We start from the raw sequence: 21,247 nt of genomic DNA, 5'->3' as shown, positions 1-21,247 counted from the left end.
ATCCTGATCCCATGACAGCTTTCGACCTGCTCGTGCCGGCCACCTGCTCCGGCTGCGGCCGCGCCGGCTCCCAGTGCTGCGCCACGTGCTTCGCCTCGTTCGGCCCACCCACACGGCTCCAGGTCCCCGGTGTGGGCCCGCCAGTGTGGACGCTGGCCGCCTATCACGGCGCCGCAAGGGAACTGGTGCTCGCCTTCAAGGAACGAGGCGCACGGCCCCTCGCAGCGTGGTTCGGCGCCCTGGTCGCGGCAGCCCTCGTCGCTCTCGGGCCTCCACCGTGGACGCTCATCCCCGCGCCTTCACGCCGCAGTGCCGCGCGGGATCGCGGCGGCGACCACATGCTGCGCATCGCGAGGGAGGCGGAGATCGCCGCCGTCGCACCCGTGCTGCGCCTGGCTGCCGGAGTGGCCGACTCGGTGGGGCTCGGCGCCGGAGCGCGGAGGCGGAACCTGGACGGGCGGGTGCAGGTCTGTGGTCCGGCGCCGCCGGGCACCACCGTGCTGCTGGACGACGTGGTCACCACCGGGGCCACGGCGTCGGCCTGTGTTCGCGCTCTGCGGCAGGCAGGGGTGCGGACGAACGCGGTGCTGGTGCTGACGTCGGCCCGGCCGCACCGGCCTGGGCAGTGAGGGCCGCGGCAGTGAGGGCGTCTGCAGTCAGGGTCTGAGGTCCTGGATAGCGACGCCTGTGGTCGGGTGGCGTGGGGCGGGACGCTTCGGCAGGCGGTGAAAACTCGCAACAACGACTCGCCACGTCGGCACCGCCGACCAGTCCGCGCCGCGCCATCCGCCTGGCCACGCCAACTCAGCCACCAACCAGCCCAGACCACCTCAGTCCAGCCGCCCCGACCGCGCCGCACGCCGCTGTCCAGCCATCCCCAGCCGCGTCAGCCCAGCCGCGTCAGCCCAGCCGCGTCAGCCCAGCCGCGTCAGCCCAGCCGCGTCAGCCCAGCCGCGTCAGCCCAGCCACCCAGCGCCACGCCAACTCAGACGCATCAGCCTGGGTAGAACACCAGCGCACCCATCGGCACCCGGATCCCGCTCGACCTCCACACATCAGTGATGTCCGAAGCCGACCACAGCCCGGAAGGGTCCACCACCTGCACCTGACGCGCCGGCGCCGCCGCCACTGAACCCACCGGCACGTTGAGGTTCGACTGGCTGTAGCGGTCCATCCGATAGCCGTCGGTGTAGACCTTGGTGACCGGCCACGAAGGCAGCGAGGAGGAGACCACCAGCACGTCCTGCGAGAGCCAGTCGATGGACTGCACGGCCGAGCCCAGGATCGACGGCTGCAGCTGCCGCGGTGAGCGCAGCGCCACGTCCTGGTTGTTGCGCACCACCGAAGCGATGTAGAGCTTGCCGGCGATCACCAGGGCGGCTCGGGTGCCGTCGCGGGAGAGGCGCAGTTCGCTGATCGAGCCGAACGGCACGATGTCGGTGATGTTGACGCCCTTGGCGGTCCAGCTGCCGTTGTCGGAGCGGGTCACCCTGGTCACCGAGGTGCCGTCGACCGCCGTCCAGACCTCGGTGCCCGGTTCCTTCGGGCCGCTCGAGAGCTGCCACGTCGGTCTCGACAGGGTGGTCGCGGTCAGGTCCACTTCGGACAGTTCCTGTTCCAGCTCGCCGACTCGCAGCCGCATTCCGCCGCCGGAGCGGGAGACCACGGCCAGGCGTGAGCCGTCCAGGGACTGTGCGGCGGAGGCGACGCTGTACGCGCCTGTGCCCGCGGGGCCCTTGATCGGGGCGCCGTCGGTCAGCGAACGGACCGAGCCGTCCGCCACGATCATGCCCTGGAGGTTCGCGTTCAGCGCCAGCAACGCCTCGCCCGCGGTCGCCGACACGTCGGACGGCCGGTAGTCGCGCTGGTCGGGCAGGATCTGCTGGCCGTCCACCAGGACGCGCACGCGCGAAGAGGTGACGCCCAAGTACGACTTCACGACCTGCGCGACGATCTGCTTGCGCTTTTCCGGGGTGAGGTCCTTGCCGACGTTGGTGAGGTTCACCTCCAGTGCGCCGTCGTCGGATTCGCGAGTGTCCGAGAACTTGTCGGCGTCCGGGCCCAGCGCGCTCACCAAGGTGTCGCGGACGGCGTCGCCAGGGCCCGCGATCAGCAGTTCGGTCACGCGCGTCGGAATCGACGTCGCCGGCGGGATCACGACGTAACGCGGATCCGGCACCAGCACGGTGAACTCGGGGTTGTAGAAGTACAGCGTGATGCGGCGGTACGTGGTGTTGAAGAGGTTCTGCGGCATGTAGATGCCCGCGGGCGGTTCGGAGATCCGCCACTGGTTCTCGCTGTTGCGCTCGACCTTCACCGGCTTCTGGAAGTCGCCGAGCTGCGGGACGAACGCGTTGTCGCTGCCGAGCCGGCCGACGTACTTGCCCTGCAGGAGAACGGTCTGCGTCTTGTCCTGCGGCGCCTGCGAGGTCGGCACGGTGGAGAACGCGGTCTCGATGATCGTGGGGTTCTTGGTGTCCCACTTCCGGCTGGCGTCCGGCGTCATGAACGCGCGGGCGGCCGCGTAGTTGTTGTCCGGGTTCGACGTCGCCTCGATGAAGTCGCGCACGAGCGTGAACGGGTCGATGTTCTGGAGCGGTTCCGGCGCGGCGGGGGTGTTGGACGCCTTGCTGTCCTTCGACCCGATCGGTTTCGGCTGGGTGTTCGTCGGGATCGCGGCGCACCCGGACAGGGTCACGAGGACGAGCAGCAGCAATGCCAGCCGTTTCACCGCACTTCCTCCGAAACCTCGTCCGACGACGCGGGCGGCCCGTCCACGGGCTCCGCGGGCTGCCAGGTGATCTCCTCTGGCCGCAGCTCGATCTCGCCGGGCTCCTCCTCGACGACAGGCTCGTCGACCACGGAGCCGGGTTCGAGTTCGATCGCGGGCGCCAGCGGCAGCGGGCTCTCGCGCAGCTCCTCGCCGTGCCTGCGGGGCAACGTCAAGCGGAACACGGCACCGTGGCCGGGCTCGCCCCACGCCTCCAGCCAGCCGCCGTGCAGACGGGCGTCCTCCAGCGAGATCGACAGACCCAGGCCGGTGCCGCCGGTGCGGCGGTTGCGCGACGGGTCGGCACGCCAGAAGCGGCTGAACACCAGTTCGGCCTCGCCCTTGCGCAGACCGACGCCGTGGTCCCGCACGGTGATCGCGACGGCGTCGTCGTTGCCGCGCATGGTGAGTTCGACCGGCTGGCCCTCGCTGTGGTCGATGGCGTTCGCGAGCAGATTGCGCAGAATCCGTTCCACGCGGCGCGAATCAAGCTCGGCGACGAGTTCGGAATCGGGCAGGTCCAGCACCACCGGCGAGTTGGCGCTCGTGGAGATCGCCCGCACCGAGTCATGCGCGCGACGCGCCAGCACGCGGATGTCGACCTGGTCGGCGGACAGCTCCTCGACGCCGGCGTCCAGGCGGGAGATCTCCAGCAGGTCGCCCAGCAGCGACTCGAACCTGTCGAGTTCGTCCACCAGCAGCTCGGTGGACCGGGCGAGCCCGGCGGGGAACTGTTCGCGCGAGGCGTGCAGGACGTCCGCGGCCATGCGCACCGTCGTCAACGGCGTGCGCAGCTCGTGCGAGACGTCGGAGGTGAACCGGCGCTGCAGCTGGCCGAACTCCTCCAGCTGCTTGAACTGCGCCTGGATCGACTCGGCCATCTCGTTGAACGACTCGGCCAGGCGCGCCACGTCGTCCTCTCCGACGACGTGCATGCGTTCGTGCAGGGTGCCGTCCGCGAACCGCTCGGCGACCTCGGCGGCCTGCCGCACCGGCCGCACCACCTGGCGCGTCACCAGGTTCGCGATCAACGCGAGCAGGACCAGCAGCACGATGCCGCCGACCGCCAGAGTGGACTGCACGACCTCGGCCGTGCGTTGCTCGGCGGTCAGCGGGAAGATCAGGTACAGCTGCATCGAGCGCGCGGACGTGCTGATCGGCAGGCCCACGACGAACAACGTGGTCTGCACGCCGTCGCGCTGCACGGTGTGGATCTGGGTGCCGGAACCGCCGTCCTCGACCATCTCGCGCAGCCCGCGCGGCACGTCGTCGAGCTTGCCGACGGACGGCACGCGCCCCGCGCCGGCGGAACCCAGTCCGTCGGCCAGGACTGGTTCGAACGCGCCGGCACCCGCCGTCGTGGCGTCCGTACCGGCGCCACCGACAGCGAGCTTGTTGATCGCGCTGGTGAACCGCGTCTGCACGCTGTCCGGCCCGGGATTCAGACCGACCAGGTCGGACTGGATCAGGCTGCGCGAGGCGATCGCCTGGCGCACCGCGGCCTCGTCCTTGGTGTTCAGCAGCTGGTTGGTGATCTGCATCTGCAGCACCATGCCCAGCACGAACACCACGGCCGACGAGAGAGCGAGCGTGGACACGACGACGCGCAACTGCAGCGAACGACGCCAGAGGTCACCAAACGCGGACCACCGCTTACGCGCTTCCTCGACGAGGAACTGCGCCTTCGCGATGGCCGGCCGAACGAACTTCATACGTCACCTGTCACGGAGGGCCGGCCTTGTACCCGACACCGCGGACAGTCAACACCACCTCGGGGTGTTCCGGGTCCCGCTCGACCTTGGACCGCAGCCGCTGCACGTGGACGTTCACCAGACGCGTGTCGGCGGCGTGGCGGTAACCCCACACCTGCTCGAGCAGCACCTCGCGGGTGAACACCTGGCGCGGCTTGCGGGCCAGCGCGACGAGGAGATCGAACTCCAGCGGCGTGAGCTGGATCGGCCTGCCCTCGCGCAGCACCTCGTGGCCGGGGACGTCGATCGTCAGATCGCCGATCTGCAGCACCTCGGACGGCTCGGCCTCGGTGCGCCGCAGGCGCGCCCGGATGCGAGCCACGAGCTCCTTGGGCTTGAACGGCTTGACGACGTAGTCGTCCGCACCGGACTCGAGGCCCAGCACCACGTCGACCGTGTCGCTCTTCGCCGTGAGCATCACGATCGGCACGCCCGACTCGGTCCTGATCGCCTTGCAGACGTCGATGCCGTTCATGCCCGGCAACATCAGGTCGAGCAGCACGATGTCGGGCTTGAGCTCGCGCAGCGCGGGCAGAGCACGAGCACCGTCGGCGACCACCGCGGTGTCGAAGCCCTCCCCGCGCAACACGATCGTCAGCATCTCCGCCAGGGCGGGGTCGTCATCGACGACGAGCACGCGTGCCTTCATACCCAACATCGTCGCACTGCCGGTCGCGCGTTCGCGCACCGCCCACGTTCCGTTGCTGCTGGTGGCGATGTGCGCTCGTTCGGTAACCGGCCGGAACTGTCGTTCCACGTACCCCACCTCGCCCCGTTTGACCTGTTCGTCGCGGGAGTATCCGCCAGAGGATCACCTTTCGTTACCAAGTGCTCTCAGGCAGTGCGAACGGCGGAGGCCAGCCAGATGCGCGCGTCACCCACCTTCCGGGGGTCGGTGATCGCCGGGACGGCGCGGTCGTGCCGCGCGGCCAGGTCGACCTGGTGCGTCACCGTCGCGTGCCAGCCGTAGCCGTCGAGCCACTCGACGGGGTCCTCCACGTCGGACAGCCAGCGGGCGTCCAGCGCGTCGAACCGCTGGTGCACGGGCTTCATCTGCGGCAACTCGCGGAAGGCGCGGTTGACGTGTTCGAGCGCGAGCGTGCTGCCACGGGCGGACAGCGCGCTCACCCAGTACAGGACCTGCTCGCCCGCGTCCGGCGGCAGGAACATGAAGAGGCCCTCCAGCAACCACGCTGTGGGCCTCTTCGGGTCGAAACCAGCTCCTATCAGCGCTGTCGCCCAGTCGTCCCGCAGATCGCACGGGACGACGACACGTTCACAGGCGGGCTGTGCGAGCTGGTCGCGCAGAGCGTCTTCCTTGAACTCGACCAACTCGGGCAGGTCGAGTTCGAAGAGTGTCGTGCCCGGCGGCCACTGCAGCCGGAACGCTCTTGTGTCGAGGCCCGCCGCCATGATCACTACCTGGGGTTGCGGCGTGCCGAGGAGTTCGTCGTCGAAATACCGGGTGCGCAGGACGAAGTGATCACCTGCGAGGGTCCGGACGCCGTTCAGGTCGCTCGCGGAGCCGGCGGCCTCCACGAGTCCTGCGGCCAGCGGGTCGTCGAAGAGGCGGCGGAGACGACCTTGCTCGTTGGCGCGGGCGGCAGCGATCAGCACCGCCGTCCGGGCGACACCGACCGGGGTTCGCTGCAGTACACGCTTCAAATTGCGATCTCCTATTCACTCACAGTGACAACCGGACACTCGATCGTGTCAATCGGTACGCACGTGAGCGACCACTCAAGGAGTGAACAGCGGTTCCAGAAGCGAATGAAAGTTCACGTTTGACCGCCCATCGACCACTTGCCACGGGGAGAGCCAGCCGATGTTCGCCAATCCGTCGTAAACGACGCCGCATCTGGCCTGCAGCGAGCCATCGGATTCGTAAATGTCTCGGGCGCGTGATTCGTCGGCCTGCTCCCGCTTCGCCGCCCGTTCGGCCGCGACCTCCACCGGCACCCGCAGCAGCAGTTGAAGATCGGGAACGGGCAGCCCGAAGCGTTCGATCTCCAGCTCGTGCACCCACCGCACGAACTCGCCGTGCTCGTCCTGGTGCAGCCGCGCGGCGCTGTACGCGGCACTCGACGCCACGTACCGATCGAGCAGAACGACGTCGTGCTCCTCGAGGTCCTTGCGGATCTCGTCGGCCGCGCCGCGCCGGTCGAGCGCGTAGAGGACGGCCATCCCGTAGACGGACTCGCTCAGGTCGCCGAGCCTGCCGTAGAGGCCGTCGCGGACCAGGTCAGCGTGCACGCTGACGCCGTAGCGCGGGAACGCGTGGCCGGCCACCGTCCTGCCCTGAGCGGCCAACGCCTCGGTCAGTCCGTTGGCGAGCGTGCGCTTGCCGGCCCCGTCCAGACCTTCGATCACCACGAGCTTTCCCACGCCAGAACCCTAACTGGACCGGTTCCGGCCACTCACACGGCCGCAGCGCGTCCCCCACACGGGCGAAATCCGATCTTTCGATCACCAGAACGAGTGACTACGGTGAACAGTCACACGGCGCGTGTGAAGGGTAGGTGCCGCGGTGACCGCGGATTCCGGGCACGCCGGGTCGGTCGACGAACCGACCGGGCACCCGACCGGGGGTCTGCCGACCCCCCTCGCCGAGACGCTGCGCTACGGGCCGTTCCACCGCGCTTTGCGCGAGTCGATCGCCCACCGGGGCCTCTCGCTCGCACGGCTGCGCGCACATCTCGAACAGCTGGGTGTCCAAGTTGGCCAGTCGACGCTCTCGTACTGGCAACGCGGCTTGCGCCATCCCGAGGTGCCACGCGCCATCAGCACAGTGCGCGCGCTGGAGACCGTGCTGCGCCTACCGCCTTCGTCCTTGTTGGACCTCATCGGCCCTCGCACCGCGAACACCTACGCGCCACGCCCGGTCGCGACCTGGCCCGATCACGCGCCACTGCTCGCAACGTTCGACTCCGTACCAGAGGCCGCCCGGGGCAACGCCGACCTCGAAGTGCTCTCCGTGCACGACACCGTCCAGATAGGCATGCACCGCGAGCAACGCTCCATCACCACACGGCTGGTCGTGCGCGCGGTGCGTCAGGGACCGGACCGATACCTGGCGACGCACCACGGCGACGACGGCTCGTTGATCGAGAACGCGATGGTCAGATCAGGCGAAGGCTGCCGGCAGGGGCGACTGCGCCGGGAAAGCGCTTCCCGCAACCTCGCCGTGGAGATGCTGTTCGACCGGCGGCTCGCGGCGGGCGAGGAGCACGTCTTCAGCTTCACGATCGTCGACGACACCGGCAGCGCGACCCCTGGCCACCACCGGACGTTCCGCGACACCTGCGGCTCGTACCTCGTGCAGCTCTCGTTCCACCGGCGCGCGATGCCCGCGCGCTGCATGAAGCAGTTCCTGGCCTCGGCCGACGCGACGCCGGTCGACGTCGACGAGCTGGTGTGCGGGCTCGGCGGCGTCGTCAGCGCGTACTTCGGCGACGTCGGGCCTGGGATCGCGGGCATCGCCGTCGAGTGGAGCTAGACCTGGGGTCTGGGGTGTCCCCAGAGGGCACCCCGAGCGACGCGGTCCGCGCGTTCCGCGGACGCACGTCCCCTGAGCTAGGGCGAGGAAAGCGAGGGAGCTAAAGACCGGCGGTCCGAAGACCAGACCGGTTCCAGATTTAGGAGGAAGCTCTCTCATGGCCTCGCTGGGACCACGTTAGCGCGATTCGGATCAGTCCGACAGCAGTTTCCCGAGTTCTGACACCGTGGTGACGGTTCCGGTCTCATCCTGCACCAAACCGATGCGGAACGCCGGAGCGTCCTTTGTGGATGCCTTGCGGGCGAACAGGTCCCGAAGCCTCGCCACGGTGAAGTACTTGCGCCGCAACGCCGCCGCGGCGATCAGCTTCACGACGTCGCGGTTCTCCTCGACCCGGTTGCCCCACGACGCGCCGCGCAGGTAGAGGTGCAGCCACGTGCCGAACCAGGCGTCACCCTCCCGTTCGAACATCACCGGTAAAGCGACCTTTCCCTTGCCTCGCATGGCAGAGCGCGCCCGCACCGTGCTCGGTTCGAACGGCTTGCCCATCTGGCCGAGGTCGCGGCTCATGAACCCGAACATCGACTCGGCGACGTCGTCGAACCCCTCCCCCGAGTAGATGTTCACCTGCGGCACGACGTACTTGGCCTTCAACCCGTCCCGATGCAGGTCGATGAACTCCGTCGCGCCGTCCGAGGCATCGGTGACGTCACCCGAGTAGTACGCACCTTTGCGCTTCAGCCACGTCCACGACACCTGCCCCTGGTACTCGAACTTCTCGTCGAGCAGCACCGCGGACAGGTCGTAGTCGGTCCGCTTCGCGTGCTGCCGCCAGTGCACGAAGAACCGCAGCACGTCACCTTCGAGCCAGAGCTTCGACCCGCGCGGCAGCACGCCGAAACCTTCCTCGGTACCGGAAACCGGCACCACGACGTCGAGCACCTCGTCGTCCACGACCAGCTCGGAGTAGTCCGGAAGCCGGCGGATCAGCTCGTTCTCGACCACCTCGACGATCTCCGCGACCGCCTTCGCATCGAGCGGCTCGCGGTCGTCGTCGGCGATCCACACCCTGCGCGCACGGGTCGCGAACACGCGTGCGGTGTCCGGCGTCGTGCGGTTCGACAGGTGCTCCAGCACCGAGATGAGCACGCGGCTGGACACCTCCGGCACCGCGGCTTCGACGCGCTCGGCGAGGTTGCCCGCCCCGTGCCGGAGCAGCCTGTCGAGCTGCCGCAGCAACAGTCCGGGCGCCTTGGCCAGGACCTCGGCGGCACGTTCGACGTCGTTCTCCGCGAACGCCAGCTCGACCTGCCCGGCGAACGACCGCGCGACCTTCTCCCCGCGCGCCACCGCGAACACGTCCTGCGCCCGTTCGAACGGGTACTCGTGCGGGTGCAACCGCTCACCAAGACGCTTCCACGCCTCACGGTTCTGGCCGACGTCACCGAGCTTGCTCTCCGCCACCTCGTTCAACGCACCGAGCAACGCCCTGCGCTCAGGCCGGCGGAACGACCGGAAGCGCGTCGGCTCCTTGAGCGTGACGTCTCCCCCGGACGCCTCGGCGGCGAGCCGCAGTACGTCGGTGACGGTGTCGATGTCCTGAAGAGGCCGCTGCGCCACCAGCCGGGCGGCGTTGAGGATCGCGCGGTTCTCCCGGACGGGCACGTCCAGTTCGCCGTCGGGGCAGAGCACGGCCAGCTCCCCGAGCAACGCCCTGTCGTTCTCGGCCAACGGAATCGGACTCGTGGCGAGCTCTTCGAACAGACGCTGCGCCTCTTCTTCGAGCGTGCCACCGAGATGCACGAGCGTGATGCGGTCCTTCAACGACGGGATCAGCTCGTCGTGCGCCCGCAACATCTCCTCGTAGGAGTGCTGAACGCGCCCGTACTTCGGCAGGTCAAGGAGGTTGTTCGTCGGTGCGATGCCCTGCTCCAGCGCGTCCCGCAGGCACTCCCGCCAGAACGCGAGGGTGTCCGGCACGTTGTGCGGGAACTCCTTGAAGTACGGGTTGTGCTGCCCCCGCGCACCGATCAACTCCTTGACCGCGCGCACGACCTCCGCGGCGTAGTCCTCGGCATCAGCCAGGCCGGAAACGTGTTCGAGCAGCTCCCGCGAGGCCTTGAAGCCCGACGTGATCAGCGCGGCGTCCAACTGCCTCGCGACGGCGGCACCGTCCCCCGGCGCGCCGTCCGAAGTGGGCACGCGCAGGGTCTTCTTGATGATGGTCGTCCGCACCCGGTCAGTAAAACCCGCACGTCAACGCAATTCCACCCGTTTGGGCACGATGTTGTTCCTGCTCCATCGCCTAACGTCGAATTTCATGAACGGCGATCCGTCCACCCCGTACAGCCGTGACCTGGGCGATGAGTTGCGCCAGGTGCGCGAGCGCTTCACGACCTTCCGCGGCAGGAAGATCGCCCGGATGCTCGGGTGGGATCCGGGGAAGGTCTCCAACATCGAGCACGGCAAGGTGCGCGCCACCGAGATCGACATCATCCAGTACCTGGGGCGGTGCGGGCGCAGTCAGGCCTTCATCACGGACTTCCTGGAGCGGTACCGGTCCGCGTTCAACCCCTACTTCGTGCAGGTGCCGACCAACCTCCGCACAATGGCGATGGCCGAGTCGACGGCGGACAAGATCACCAGCTACGACATGACGTCCATACCTGGCCTTGTGCAGTCGGAGGACTATGCAGCCGCACTGTTCGAGGCTCGCCTCGCCGCTCCGGATGTGATCGAGAGGAATGTCCGCTTCCGCATCGAGCGGCAGGCGATCCTCCGGCGACACAACCGCCCGCAGTGCACCTTCTACATCCACGAGCACGCGCTGAGGTTCAAGGTCGGCAGCGACGAGATCATGGAGGACCAGCTCATGCGGCTGCTCTTCCACACTCACGTCATCCGGGTCGTGCCTGCGGCAATCGGCATGTCAGGCGTCTTCGCGGCCAACTACGTGCTCTGGGAGTGGGAGAAACGCAGCAGCACGGCCTACACGGAGTCGGATCTCGCGCAGGTGTTCGTGCAGGATCTGGCCGGGATCAAGCAGTGCAAACTGATCTTCGCGCACCTGGATGCGCTCGCGCTCGATGAGGAACAATCGCGATCGATGGTGGCGGATCTCGCCAGCCGATCGCGGGAGGACCTCAGTGACCGGAAACTGCACCTGGCGTAAGAGCAGCTACAGCGGCGGCACCGATGGGAGCAACTGCGTCGAGGTGGCGTTCGCCCAGGTCGTGCGCGTCCGTGACTCCAAGAACACCGCAGGCCCCGAGCTCGGGTTCAGCGCTGACGCATGGGAAACCTTCGTGGGGGCCTTCCATCGATAGAGGAGGCCTGGCGTGGCGTCACTGGGCGATGTGGCCGACGCGCTGTGGCGCGTGCTGGACACGATCGACCAGTCGATAGCAGCCCACTACCGACCGAGGCTACGTCCGCATCAGCGGAGCGGACGACCTGCGGGCGACACAAGGTGATCTGAACGCGACCGGAGACCTGGTTTACGACTTTCAAGGCCACGAGACGCTGATTCCGGCGAACTACGAGGTTCCGCTGGACACCGTCCGATCAGTGCTGACGGCCTACTTCGATCACGGCGGGTTGGTTCCTGCGGACTTCCCGCACCTGGCGAGCGTCAGCTGAGCCCGTCCGGCACCGGCAGGTCCAGCGCAGCGAGGAACCGCCGACTCTTGACCTCGACGAACACCTCGGCCAGGAACGCGAGCAGTTCGGCCTGCTTGGCGGGAACGTCACCGGAGTAGGAAATCGCCTACCACTCCGCCAGGCCGGACGATGGCTGTATCGAAGCCCGGCAGGGGGCTCACCGTAGCTCGGTAGCCGCTTGCCACGACAAGCCCTCAGGCCGCGTTCCCTCGTTCGACAGCAGCTCCCGCAGGGCTTGCCGCACCACGTCGAGCGGCACCTCCGAGTCAGCCGGGAACTCGTGCGCCGTCCCGTAGTACAGGTAGCGGACGCCGTCCGGGTTGACCTGTTCTCCCTTGCTGAACCACTCGCCGTCATCACCGGCGAACCGAACAGCACCGAGCGCGCTGGCCTGGTCGACGCCAACCACCAACTCGTGCGTCGGGTCCTCGTCGGCGGACTCGTCCATGGCGTAGACCGTCGCCGACTGGTAGTCCGGCCCTGCGTTCAGCAGCTCAGTCAGAAAGCCGTCGATGTCGTCGTTGGTGCGCAACAGACTCACGCCCGCGCCGTGTTTGTACGAAGCCTCCAAGACATAGCTCATGTCTGGGCCTCCATTCCCCGGTAGGTCTGCTCGCCACCCGGCCAAGGCGGTCACACACGTCGAGGTCAAGCTCATTGCCGGGCCGCCACCCAGAAGGTGCCGCGAGCGGACCGATTCGGAGTTCTGCCAACACATCGATAGCCTGCTGCCAGTCGTGCTCGCCGCCGACGACGTCGTGTTCGACGCCGCTCTCGGCCGCTTTCCCCCGAAGCGGTTGACCGCACCGGTCACGCCGGCGTGAATCGCGGTCAGCTGATGTTGCAGCTGATCAATCTCACTGATGACCTGGCTGAACCAGTCGAGCACCCGATGAAATTCGGACTGACCGCTTCCCGCGAGACCTGCTCGATGAGGCTGCGGGCCTTCTCAGCGGCCCCGGTGAGCGTCAGCTGAGCCCGTCGGGCACCGGCAGGTCCAGCGCAGCGAGGAACCGCCGAGTCTTCACCTCAACGAACACCTCACCGTCGTCGATCTCGGCGACATCCTCGGACTCGGCCCACTCGAACGCGTTCGGATCCTCGTCCTCGGCCAGGAACGCGAGCAGCTCGGCCTGCTTGGCCGGAACGTCACCGGAGCGGGAAAGCGCCCACCACTCGGCCAGACCCGCAGCCTCCTGCAGGACGTCCGTCGGGTCGGACGCGCTGGGGTTCTCGAAGTACGTGCGCGGCGTCAGGCCCAGGTAGGCGACACCGGAACCGGTGCCGGCCGGGGCGTAGACGACCGAGGTGATGTCGCTGTCGTGGATGTCAATCCACAGGAACGGCTCCGCGAGGGGCGGCAGTTCGCCCTCGGACAGCGTCTTCCAGGAACCGTGCTCGTAGGCGTACGTGCCGAAGAATCCCACGGTGAACATGAAACAGGGGCCTCCCGCGGCGCGCGCGGGAGGCCCCTGTCAAAGAAGTCAGTAGCGGTAGTGCTCCGGCTTGAACGGGCCCTCGACGTCGACGTCGATGTACTCGGCCTGGTCCTTGGTGAGCTTGGTCAGCTCGCCGCCGAGTGCCTCGAGGTGGATGCGCGCGACCTTCTCGTCCAGCACCTTGGGCAGGCGGTAGACCTCGTTGTCGTACTCCTTGAACTTGGTGAACAGCTCGACCTGAGCGATCACCTGGTTCGAGAAGGAGTTCGACATGACGAACGACGGGTGGCCCGTGGCGTTGCCCAGGTTCATCAGGCGGCCCTCGGACAGCACGATGATCGTGCGGCCCGTCGGGAAGATCCACTCGTCTACCTGCGGCTTGATGTTGTTCTTGCGGATGCCGGGGTAGCGCTGCAGGCCGGCCATGTCGAGCTCGTTGTCGAAGTGGCCGACGTTGCCCAGGATCGCCTGGTGCTTCATCTGCGCCATGTGCTCGACGGTGACGACGTTCTTGTTGCCCGTCGTCGTGATGATGATGTCGGCGGTCGGCAGGACCGACTCCAGGCGAGCGACCTGGTAGCCGTCCATCGCGGCCTGCAGGGCGCAGATCGGGTCGATCTCGGTGACGATGACGCGGGCCCCCTGGCCGCGCAGGGACTCGGCCGAGCCCTTGCCGACGTCGCCGTAGCCGCAGACGACCGCGACCTTGCCGCCCATGAGGACGTCGGTGCCGCGGTTGATGCCGTCGATCAGCGAGTGGCGGATGCCGTAGCGGTTGTCGAACTTCGACTTGGTGACCGCGTCGTTGACGTTGATCGCGGGGAAGAGCAGCTCACCGGCGGCGGCCAGCTGGTACAGGCGCATGACGCCCGTCGTGGTCTCCTCGGTGACGCCGCGGACGCCCTCGGCGATCTTGGTCCACTTGCCGTTGTCCGCCTCGAGCGACTTCTTCAGCAGGGCGAGGAAGACCTTCCACTCGTCGGAGTCGTCGGCCTCCGGCGAGGGCACGACACCCTGGGTCTCGTACTGCTTGCCCTTGTGGACGAGCATGGTGGCGTCGCCGCCGTCGTCCAGGATCATGTTCGGGCCGCCGCCGTCCGGCCAGGTCAGCATCTGCTCGGCCGTCCACCAGTACTCCGGCAGGGTCTCGCCCTTCCAGGCGAAGCAGGCGACGCCCTTGGGCTCCTCCTCCGTGCCGTGGGGGCCGACGACGACGGCAGCCGCCGCGTGGTCCTGCGTCGAGAAGATGTTGCAGGAGGCCCAGCGCACCTCGGCGCCCAGGTCAACCAGGGTCTCGATGAGGACGGCCGTCTGGATCGTCATGTGCAGCGAGCCGGAGATGCGGGCGCCCTTGAGCGGGTACACCCCGGAGTACTCGCGGCGGAACGCCATGAGGCCGGGCATCTCATGCTCGGCCAGCCGGATCTCCTTGCGGCCGAACTCGTGGAGCGACAGGTCGGCCACTGCGAAGTCGATGCCGTTGCGGGTCTGCAACCGTTCCGCGGTCATTACGAAGTCCTCCAGGGCACTTCAGCGAGGGTGTCGTCCGACCATACCGCCCGCTGATGCACCACTATGTCCCCCACGTTGGGTGAGGGAGGTCTCGGGTGTTGATTGCCGGCCCGGACACACGTGTCGTCGAGCTGCGCGTGCACGGCGTACAAGGAACGACGCCGCAGACGTTGGTCGACGCCGTTGCGGCCGTGGACGTTGCGGGAGACGGTCTCGGGCGCATCGTGCGCCCGGCTGACAGACTCCGCAGGCCCGCGCCTGGACCAGTTTTGCAGACCGAGGGCCGTCCCATCCCCCGCGTGGTCGAGGGGTATTTGTGGGGTGGAATGACGTCCGGCGGTGTGGCCAAGGCCACGTGGGCGCTGCTCTTCCCGTTCAGCATCGCGAACGTCGCGCACTGGATGCTCCCTCCCGTTCCCGAGCAGAACCTGCCCGCTCACCTGCTCGGCATCGGCCTGCGGTCGTTGTTGCGAGTGTTCGCGCTGCTGTTGACGGCGTTGCTGGTCGCGCAGATCTCGGTGGTCAGCCTCGACCTGCTCGCCGCCCAGTGCCTGCGGCCCGCTACCGCGTGTTTGACCAGCATTCCGGCCGACGTGCGCGCTTTTCCCTGGTTCCGGACCTTCCTGGGGTTGCTGCCGATCCTGGTGGTGATCGCGGTGATGCGACGCGTCTCGCACGTCGAATGGCGGATCGAGCGCAAGGAGATCGCCGACGCCGAGGAGCAGGACAGGCAGCCCCCGTCCGGACTGCCCGGCGCGCACGTGGCGACCGACCCGGACACGCCGGCGTTGCGGTCGCTGCACATCGTGGCCGCGCTCGCGGTGACGTCGCTGATCGCGCTGGGCGGGCCGTTGCAGCAGCTCACGGCCACCGGCGGCATGGGTGTCGCGATCACGGCGGCGTGGACTGTCTCGCTGGTGCTCATCGGCCTGTCCGTGCTCGGCGTGTTGTTGTTGGACGACCCCACGGGCGGTGCGCCTCATCGCGGCGGACGGTGGCTGCGGGCGGCGTTGAGTCGTAAGCCGCGGCGGCTGCTGCTGATGTCCTCGGTGCTTCTGGTGCTGACGACGCTGGGACTGCAGGAGCAGTTGCCGTTGCGGGTGCCCGGCGCGGACGTGACCGTGCAGGTCGTGGCGTTGCTGATGGCGTTCGTGCTGGTGCTGTTCGGGCTGCTGCTGGTGCCCGCCGCGCTGCTGGCCCGCAAGTCGTGGCGCTCGCTGCCGCGCGAACTGCGGCCGTGGGCCGGCGGCTGGTTCGCGGCCCCGGTGCTGGCGATCGCCGGACTGCTCGGCGGCGGCTTCGGCGCCGGAGTGGCGTTGCCGGTGCGCAAGGCGCTGGGCGGCGATCTGGACCTGCCGGTCGGCTACAACTACATCACTCTGCTGTGGGGCGTGGCGGGTGCGTTGGCGCTGCTGAGCATGCTCGCGGTGGCTTCGTTCACCGGTGCCGTGCGATGGCGGGCGTTCCGCAAGGGCAAGGTGTGGGCGCGTGAGGCTTCGCTGCTGCACTCGGGCCGGATGCGTGACCTCCGCATGGCGACGCGGGCATGGTGGTGGGCGCGCTGGGAACGCAACCACGGCCATCACATGATCCTGATTATCGCGTCCGTGCTGGTGGTCGGCGCCGTGCTCGCTTCCTTGCTCCGGTTGAGCAACGTGCCGCTGGCGTCGTGGACGTATCCGTTCTCCGCGTTCGGCGTGTTCGTGCTCGGTCTGCTGGCCGTGTCACTGCTGCGCGCGGTGTACCTGGCGGCGCGGCAGCCGGAGTCCGGGCGACGGCTCGGGGTCATCGCGGACATCGCGCAGTTCTGGCCGCGTGAGGCGCATCCGATCGTGCCGCCCTGCTACGCGCTGAAGGTCGTGCCGGAGCTCGTGGCCCGCGTGCAGGACCACCTGCGCGACCCCGGCACCCGAGTCGTCCTCTGCGGACACTCGCAGGGCTCCCTGCTGGTCGCCGTCGCCGCTGCCCGGTTGCTGGAGGAACTGCCTGCGCACGACCGCGAACGGATCGGGCTGCTGACGGCCGGTTCGCAGCTGCAGTGGGCGTACCCGCGGGCGTTCCCGGCCGTGGTGCCGCACGCGTCGCTGGCCCGGCTGGCCGGTGGGCTGGACGGGCGCTGGCGCGCGCTGTGCCGGGGCACCGATCCGCTGGGCGGCGCCGTGACGACGTGGCGGCGTCAGGTGTTCGACGGCATGTTGCTCGGCGTCGGCTATCGCGAGGACGGTTCGGAGGGTGCTTTGGCGCCTGCCTTGCGCGGACCCACCGGGGCGTTGGTGCTGGGTGGCGACCACTGGCTGCCGGATCCGCAGCGCGGGCCGTTCCCCGGACGGCGGTGGCGGTCCGGGGTGTCGGCGCACTCGGACTACACGTCGGACCCGGAGTGGGATCGGGCGGTGGCGATCGCGGCGGGGCTGTTGCGGGTGGACGCGCCGGAGTCGCCTGCGCTGCCGTTCGCGCGCAAGCCGGAAACTCGGTCGCGGGACGCGTTGGGCGGCTCCTAGTCTGCGGATCATGCTGACCGGGGATCTCGTCCGACTGCGGCCCGTCGAGCCGGAGGACGCCGACGCGTTCCACCGCTGGCACAACGACGAGGAAGTGATGCGGTGGCTGCAGAGCTACTACCACTCGTCGCTGGCGTCGGCGCGCAAACGCTTCGCCGACCGTCAGGAGAACTCGTACGAGAAGGTCACCTTCTGCATCGAGACGCTGAAGGACGGCAAGCTCATCGGCGTCGTCGTGCTGCGGGACGCGGACCCGGTCAACGCACGGGCCGAGGTCGACATCTACATCGGCGAGAAGGACCACTGGGGCGGCGGCTACGGCACCGATGCCCTGCGCACGGCCTGCCGGTACGGGTTCGGCACCATGCGGCTGCACTCGATCGAACTCGGCGTCGTGGAGGCGAACACCCGCGCCATCCGGTCCTACGAGAAGGTCGGTTTCCAGGTCGACGGACGGTTCCGGCAGTCGTTCTTCCGCGACGGCGAGTGGCACGACGCGCTGCTCATGTGCGTGCTGAAGGACGAACTCACCTGAGCGCGGGCGCGAGGTGGCCGATCGCCTCGCGCAGGTGGTCCTCGATCGAGGCCGCCGAGACCACGACCAGACCGGACGGGCGCAGGTCCACCCACCGTTGCACGGCGAGACGGGCGGCTGCGGACACCGCGGCCGCCAGCACCTCGGCGCCCTGGCCGGACTTGCCGAGCCTCGACGCGATCACGTCGGCGATCGGCGGTTCCAGCTCCGCCACCGAGTCGAGGTAGGCCGCGCGCAACGCAGGTGCCGAGGTGATCAGGGCGAGGGCCTCGGTCGGCGGTTCGCGGTACTGCGCGGCGAACGCGGCGATGATCGAGTCGACCAGGGGTTCGTCGGATGGCCTGGCCCGCAACGCCTCCGCGACCTGGAGCGCGCGGGTGGCCGTGATGCCGGCGACGATCGCGTGCTCGCGGCTGGCGAAGTAGTTGTTGTAGGTGCGCGGTGAGACGTTCGCGGCCTCGGCGATCTCGTCGACGCGCACGTCGTCCACGCCCTTCTCCAGGGCGAGCCGCAGTGCGGCGGCCGACAGCGCCGCTCGGGTCTCGGTCTTCTTGCGCTCGCGCAGTCCCACGGCGATCACTGTAGAGACCTGCCGCGACACGATCACTACCGATTGACTTTCGATAGATGACTACCGATACTCGATGCATGATTGCTGAACGTTGGGCGGTGACGGCGCTCCGGGTGTTCCTGGTGGCGCTGTTCGGGATCCTCGTCGTGCTGGAGACGTTGTCGATCCCCGGCTCCTACGCCCACATGGCAGAGCAGAACCCGGACCAGGCCCATCTGAGGTGGCCCTCGACGATCGTGTCGGTCTTCTGGGTCGTGTGCGTGCAGGTCGTGATCGTGGCCACCTGGAAACTGCTCACGTTGGTGCGCAAGGATCTGATCTTCACCGAAGGCGCGATCAAGTGGGTCAACGTGATGGTGTGGGCGATCGCCGCGGCGTGGGCCGTGCTCGTGGGCGTGTTCATCTGGGTCGGTGTCAACGCCGATGACCCCGGTGTGATCGTGTTGTTCTTCCTGTTCACATCGGCGGTCTCGGTGGTCGGGCTCGTGCTCGTGGTGATGCGGGCGCTGCTCAAGCGCGCCACGGAACTGCGGGCTGACATGGAATCGGTGATCTGATGGCCATCGTCGTGCGCATCGACGTCGAGCTGGCCAAGCGCAAGATGAGCGTCGGCGAGTTCGCGGAGAAGGTCGGGCTGACACCCGCCAACGTCGCGGTGCTGAAGAACGGGCGCGCGAAAGCCGTGCGGTTCAGCACCCTGGAGGCCATGTGCCGGGTGCTGGAGTGCCAGCCGGGCGACCTCCTCGAGTTCGTGGACGACGAGGAGTCCGCCTAACCCAGCCGTTTCGCCAGTCGGTCGGCGGCTTCCAGCCGCCCCGACTCGGCGAGCAGGCCCACCGGCGCCAGCACGTAGTCGCGGTCGACGGTGATCTCGGCGGTCTTGAGCACCGGCCGCAGCACCGGGTCGGCCCGCAGCGCCTCTACGATCGGCCCGATGTCGGGCGTGTGCCGGAAAACTCCGCCCGACAACACCAGCAGGCCCGCGCCGTGCGGTCCGAGCTGCCCGTCGACCTGCCTGAGATGCCTGCGCACGGCCAGGATCGCCGCGAACGACGCCAGCTTCACGTCGACGGCCGGATCGTCCGGCAGCCAGCCGACGTTCTCGGCCCGTTTCTGGGCCTCTGCGGCCAGGTCCTCGGTCGTCAGGCGTTCGGTCAGCGCTTCCTTGACCACACCCGGCGCGGACCAGCGCATGCCCAGATCACCCTCGACGGTGCGCCGGTCCGGCGGCAGCGCGACCGTCCTCTCCAGACCTTCACTGTCCGCTGTGGACACCGCCGAGTACACGTCCGTGGTCGCGCCACCGACGTCGACCACCAGCACGGCACCTTCACGGTCCTGTGCCGCGAGCCGGGAAACGCCTGCCAGCACGGCATCCGGCGTCACGGCCCGCACGAGCTGACGGAACCTCGGGCCTCTCGAAAGCCCCTTGCCGCCGATCACGTGCTGCAGGAACGCCTCTCGAATCGCCTTGCGTGCGGGTTCCGGGGCGAGCTGACCGACGTCCGGCAGTACGTTCGGACAGGCCACCACGGTGCGCTTGGCCAGCAGTTCCAACGCTTCCGGCTGCGCCTCGATGTTGCCCGCCAGCACGATCGGCACGGCCACGCGGGCGAGCCTCGCGGCGTTGTGCAACAGGACCGACCGGTCGCCACCGTCCGTGCCGCCGACCAGCAGGATCAGGTCCGGGGCCGACGCGCGCAACGCCCTCACGTCGACCGGGCCCGCGCTGACGTGCACGATCTTGGCGCCCGCGCTGAGCGCGACCCGGTAGCCGGCCTCGGCGCTCACCACCCGTTCCTGGCCGACGACGGCAAGCCTGAGGCCACCGCCTGCCGACGAGCACGCGAGGATGTCGCCGTCACCGACTTCGGAGCGCAGCGCGTCGATGCCCCGCAGCACTTCCGGCGGCGTGGTCGGGTGCTGCCCGGTCCTGACCAGTTCGCCCTCGGGTGTGACGAGAGCGGCCTTGGTCCAGGTGGAACCGACGTCGAGACAGAGGATCACGAGGCAAGCTAGCACTGTGAAGCTCAGCAACGGCTCCTGCTAGGATCGCCAGCGGCGCGGAAACCGCGCCACCACCAGCCACACTGGTTGGAACAACATGCACTACGGGTACCGGTGGTCGACCGGGAGCCTGCCCCGCATCGGGGTGAATGCCTGCGGAGGCGACGTAAGGCGACCAGGCTCTGCCTGGCGCAGTTGCCGATGAAACAGGAACCCTGCGCCGCGAGGCGCGCCCCGCCAGGGGCGTCCGGCCCCAAGGACGGACGGGAATCCCGCTCCTTCAAGGGCGGGAGTAGTCAAGCCCAAGGTGATCCTCTAGGGCACGCGACTGGTCTGCGGAACGGGACCTGTCCTCTTGGTGGTTTGCGCGAACGTCGTTCGCGCAAACACCGACTTGCTGGAGCCGTTCATCGAGGAACAGCACCAACTCCGCGCGCTCGCGGCGAAGTCGATCCTGCCAGTCTTCGAGTTCGACGTGACGCGGCACGGACGTGACGACGTGGCTGACTTCCTGGCGGAACGCGGCCTGCTGACGCTCTAGTCGTCCGCTTTCTCGTGCACGGTCTGCATGAACGACCCGAGCTGCGCGAGCTGGTCCGGCGTGAAGAGGTCGATCAGGTACTCGCGGACCGTGGTGACGTGGCCGGGCGCGGCGGCTTGCAGCAGGGCTTTGCCCTCGTCGGTGAGCACGGCGAGGATGCCGCGTTCGTCGGACTCGTGCGGTTCGCGCCGCACGAGTCCCGTCTTCTCCAGCTTGCCGATCTGGTAGGTCAGCGAACTCTTCGACACCACGACCCTGCGCGCCAGTTCGGTCATGCGCATGCGGTTGCCCGGCCGTTCGGACAGCACGACCAGCACGTTGTACTGCGCGTGCGAAAGGCCCGCGTCGCGCTGCAACTGCTGTTCGATCTGCCTCTCGAGGAGGTGGTACGCCTGGACGAAGTGGTGCCAGGCGCTGCCCTCCTCCTCGGAGAGCCACCGTGCGTTTTCCATGGTGCGCAGGTT

Annotated in this window: 21 protein-coding genes and 1 pseudogene; 10 read left to right on the top strand and 12 right to left on the bottom strand. The window is 68.4% G+C overall.

Annotated features, from left to right (window positions below):
• Positions 1-11: 11 nt before the first annotated feature.
• Entirely contained in the window at positions 12-629 is a 618-nt protein-coding gene (locus IG04_RS0111415) for a ComF family protein (RefSeq protein WP_030476565.1), read from the top strand.
• A gap of 365 nt (positions 630-994) precedes the next feature.
• Here IG04_RS0111415 and IG04_RS0111410 read toward each other — a convergent pair whose 3' ends face one another.
• The 5 genes from IG04_RS0111410 to IG04_RS0111390 all read right to left on the bottom strand — a co-directional run bounded on the left by IG04_RS0111410 (position 995) and on the right by IG04_RS0111390 (position 6,906).
• The gene (locus tag IG04_RS0111410; RefSeq protein WP_030476564.1) at positions 995-2,731 is read right to left on the bottom strand and encodes an LpqB family beta-propeller domain-containing protein; all 1,737 of its coding nucleotides are present in this window, start codon (positions 2,729-2,731) and stop codon (positions 995-997) included.
• A complete protein-coding gene (gene mtrB / locus IG04_RS0111405; RefSeq protein ID WP_051769585.1) occupies positions 2,728-4,482 on the bottom strand; it encodes an MtrAB system histidine kinase MtrB in 1,755 nt (584 codons plus the stop codon). The genes IG04_RS0111410 and mtrB overlap by 4 nt, the downstream gene beginning before the upstream one ends.
• Positions 4,483-4,492: 10 nt before the next feature.
• Positions 4,493-5,170, bottom strand: a complete 678-nt coding sequence (mtrA, locus tag IG04_RS0111400) for an MtrAB system response regulator MtrA (RefSeq protein ID WP_030476562.1) — start codon at positions 5,168-5,170, stop codon at positions 4,493-4,495.
• A gap of 185 nt (positions 5,171-5,355) precedes the next feature.
• The gene (locus IG04_RS0111395; protein ID WP_211257736.1) at positions 5,356-6,186 is read right to left on the bottom strand and encodes an SAM-dependent methyltransferase; all 831 of its coding nucleotides are present in this window, start codon (positions 6,184-6,186) and stop codon (positions 5,356-5,358) included.
• Positions 6,187-6,261: 75 nt separating this feature from the next.
• Positions 6,262-6,906, bottom strand: coding sequence for a dTMP kinase (locus IG04_RS0111390; RefSeq protein ID WP_030476560.1), 645 nt, complete (start codon positions 6,904-6,906; stop codon positions 6,262-6,264).
• A 142-nt stretch (positions 6,907-7,048) separates the two neighbouring features.
• Between IG04_RS0111390 and IG04_RS0111385 the strand changes: the two genes are divergently transcribed.
• The gene (locus IG04_RS0111385) at positions 7,049-8,017 is read left to right on the top strand and encodes a hypothetical protein (RefSeq protein ID WP_030476559.1); all 969 of its coding nucleotides are present in this window, start codon (positions 7,049-7,051) and stop codon (positions 8,015-8,017) included.
• A gap of 192 nt (positions 8,018-8,209) precedes the next feature.
• Here IG04_RS0111385 and IG04_RS0111380 read toward each other — a convergent pair whose 3' ends face one another.
• Positions 8,210-10,252: a TerD family protein gene (locus tag IG04_RS0111380; RefSeq protein ID WP_051769583.1), complete on the bottom strand. Its 2,043-nt coding sequence runs from the start codon at positions 10,250-10,252 to the stop codon at positions 8,210-8,212.
• On the opposite strand from IG04_RS0111380, the gene IG04_RS43885 reads away from it, so the two are divergent.
• The 3 genes and pseudogenes from IG04_RS43885 to IG04_RS48895 all read left to right on the top strand — a co-directional run.
• Positions 10,236-11,189, top strand: a complete 954-nt coding sequence (locus IG04_RS43885; protein WP_144065206.1) for a DUF5753 domain-containing protein — start codon at positions 10,236-10,238, stop codon at positions 11,187-11,189. The two genes, IG04_RS0111380 and IG04_RS43885, sit on opposite strands and share 17 nt — an antisense overlap.
• Positions 11,164-11,343 (top strand): DUF397 domain-containing protein, encoded by a 180-nt coding sequence (locus IG04_RS45130; RefSeq protein ID WP_245815927.1) that lies wholly within the window; start codon positions 11,164-11,166, stop codon positions 11,341-11,343. The genes IG04_RS43885 and IG04_RS45130 overlap by 26 nt, the downstream gene beginning before the upstream one ends.
• Positions 11,344-11,446: 103 nt before the next feature.
• Positions 11,447-11,656, top strand: a pseudogene (locus tag IG04_RS48895) (Imm1 family immunity protein); the annotation flags it as partial.
• A gap of 178 nt (positions 11,657-11,834) precedes the next feature.
• Here the strand turns inward: IG04_RS48895 and IG04_RS47145 are convergent.
• The 3 genes from IG04_RS47145 to ahcY form a co-directional block, all read right to left on the bottom strand.
• The gene (locus IG04_RS47145; protein WP_159460428.1) at positions 11,835-12,260 is read right to left on the bottom strand and encodes an Imm1 family immunity protein; all 426 of its coding nucleotides are present in this window, start codon (positions 12,258-12,260) and stop codon (positions 11,835-11,837) included.
• A 385-nt stretch (positions 12,261-12,645) separates the two neighbouring features.
• On the bottom strand, positions 12,646-13,113 hold the full coding sequence (locus tag IG04_RS0111355; RefSeq protein ID WP_030476555.1) for a hypothetical protein: 468 nt from the start codon (positions 13,111-13,113) through the stop codon (positions 12,646-12,648).
• Between the two features lie 48 nt (positions 13,114-13,161).
• A complete protein-coding gene (ahcY, locus tag IG04_RS0111350) occupies positions 13,162-14,625 on the bottom strand; it encodes an adenosylhomocysteinase (protein ID WP_030476554.1) in 1,464 nt (487 codons plus the stop codon).
• Positions 14,626-14,723: 98 nt separating this feature from the next.
• On the opposite strand from ahcY, the gene IG04_RS0111345 reads away from it, so the two are divergent.
• Together IG04_RS0111345 and IG04_RS0111340 are read left to right on the top strand one after the other, a co-directional pair.
• Complete coding sequence (locus IG04_RS0111345) at positions 14,724-17,129, top strand: hypothetical protein (RefSeq protein ID WP_030476553.1); 2,406 nt, start codon at positions 14,724-14,726, stop codon at positions 17,127-17,129.
• A 10-nt stretch (positions 17,130-17,139) separates the two neighbouring features.
• Positions 17,140-17,664: a GNAT family N-acetyltransferase gene (locus IG04_RS0111340; RefSeq protein WP_030476552.1), complete on the top strand. Its 525-nt coding sequence runs from the start codon at positions 17,140-17,142 to the stop codon at positions 17,662-17,664.
• On the opposite strand, the gene IG04_RS0111335 is transcribed toward IG04_RS0111340, so the two are convergent.
• The gene (locus tag IG04_RS0111335) at positions 17,657-18,235 is read right to left on the bottom strand and encodes a TetR/AcrR family transcriptional regulator (protein ID WP_245815925.1); all 579 of its coding nucleotides are present in this window, start codon (positions 18,233-18,235) and stop codon (positions 17,657-17,659) included. The genes IG04_RS0111340 and IG04_RS0111335 overlap by 8 nt on opposite strands.
• 77 nt (positions 18,236-18,312) lie before the next feature.
• Here IG04_RS0111335 and IG04_RS0111330 point away from each other — a divergent pair, with 77 nt between their 5' ends.
• Positions 18,313-18,792 (top strand): DUF2975 domain-containing protein, encoded by a 480-nt coding sequence (locus IG04_RS0111330; protein WP_030476550.1) that lies wholly within the window; start codon positions 18,313-18,315, stop codon positions 18,790-18,792.
• Positions 18,792-19,010, top strand: a complete 219-nt coding sequence (locus IG04_RS0111325) for a helix-turn-helix domain-containing protein (RefSeq protein WP_030476549.1) — start codon at positions 18,792-18,794, stop codon at positions 19,008-19,010. The genes IG04_RS0111330 and IG04_RS0111325 overlap by 1 nt, the downstream gene beginning before the upstream one ends.
• Here the strand turns inward: IG04_RS0111325 and IG04_RS0111320 are convergent.
• The gene (locus tag IG04_RS0111320; RefSeq protein ID WP_036014380.1) at positions 19,007-20,242 is read right to left on the bottom strand and encodes a glutamate mutase L; all 1,236 of its coding nucleotides are present in this window, start codon (positions 20,240-20,242) and stop codon (positions 19,007-19,009) included. The genes IG04_RS0111325 and IG04_RS0111320 overlap by 4 nt on opposite strands.
• A 394-nt stretch (positions 20,243-20,636) precedes the next feature.
• On the opposite strand from IG04_RS0111320, the gene IG04_RS0111315 reads away from it, so the two are divergent.
• The gene (locus IG04_RS0111315; protein WP_157512903.1) at positions 20,637-20,783 is read left to right on the top strand and encodes a hypothetical protein; all 147 of its coding nucleotides are present in this window, start codon (positions 20,637-20,639) and stop codon (positions 20,781-20,783) included.
• On the opposite strand, the gene IG04_RS0111310 is transcribed toward IG04_RS0111315, so the two are convergent.
• A complete protein-coding gene (locus IG04_RS0111310; RefSeq protein WP_036014378.1) occupies positions 20,780-21,235 on the bottom strand; it encodes a MarR family winged helix-turn-helix transcriptional regulator in 456 nt (151 codons plus the stop codon). The two genes, IG04_RS0111315 and IG04_RS0111310, sit on opposite strands and share 4 nt — an antisense overlap.
• Positions 21,236-21,247: the final 12 nt, after the last annotated feature.

Origin of the sequence: Lentzea albidocapillata (assembly GCF_000719115.1) — a bacterium.
Lineage (GTDB): Bacteria > Actinomycetota > Actinomycetes > Mycobacteriales > Pseudonocardiaceae > Lentzea > Lentzea albidocapillata.
Note: the sequence above shows the minus strand (reverse complement) of the source record. Positions and strands in the feature narration are given on the sequence as shown.

Coding starts and splice junctions, on each gene's coding strand:
- IG04_RS0111415 (WP_030476565.1), top strand. CDS start 12: ATGACAGCTTTCGACCTGCTCGTGCCGGCCACCTGCTCCGGCTGCGGC.
- mtrB (WP_051769585.1), bottom strand. CDS start 4,482: ATGAAGTTCGTTCGGCCGGCCATCGCGAAGGCGCAGTTCCTCGTCGAG.
- mtrA (WP_030476562.1), bottom strand. CDS start 5,170: ATGAAGGCACGCGTGCTCGTCGTCGATGACGACCCCGCCCTGGCGGAG.
- IG04_RS43885 (WP_144065206.1), top strand. CDS start 10,236: ATGATGGTCGTCCGCACCCGGTCAGTAAAACCCGCACGTCAACGCAAT.
- IG04_RS47145 (WP_159460428.1), bottom strand. CDS start 12,260: ATGAGCTATGTCTTGGAGGCTTCGTACAAACACGGCGCGGGCGTGAGT.
- IG04_RS0111355 (WP_030476555.1), bottom strand. CDS start 13,113: ATGTTCACCGTGGGATTCTTCGGCACGTACGCCTACGAGCACGGTTCC.
- ahcY (WP_030476554.1), bottom strand. CDS start 14,625: ATGACCGCGGAACGGTTGCAGACCCGCAACGGCATCGACTTCGCAGTG.
- IG04_RS0111340 (WP_030476552.1), top strand. CDS start 17,140: ATGCTGACCGGGGATCTCGTCCGACTGCGGCCCGTCGAGCCGGAGGAC.
- IG04_RS0111330 (WP_030476550.1), top strand. CDS start 18,313: ATGATTGCTGAACGTTGGGCGGTGACGGCGCTCCGGGTGTTCCTGGTG.
- IG04_RS0111325 (WP_030476549.1), top strand. CDS start 18,792: ATGGCCATCGTCGTGCGCATCGACGTCGAGCTGGCCAAGCGCAAGATG.
- IG04_RS0111310 (WP_036014378.1), bottom strand. CDS start 21,235: ATGGAAAACGCACGGTGGCTCTCCGAGGAGGAGGGCAGCGCCTGGCAC.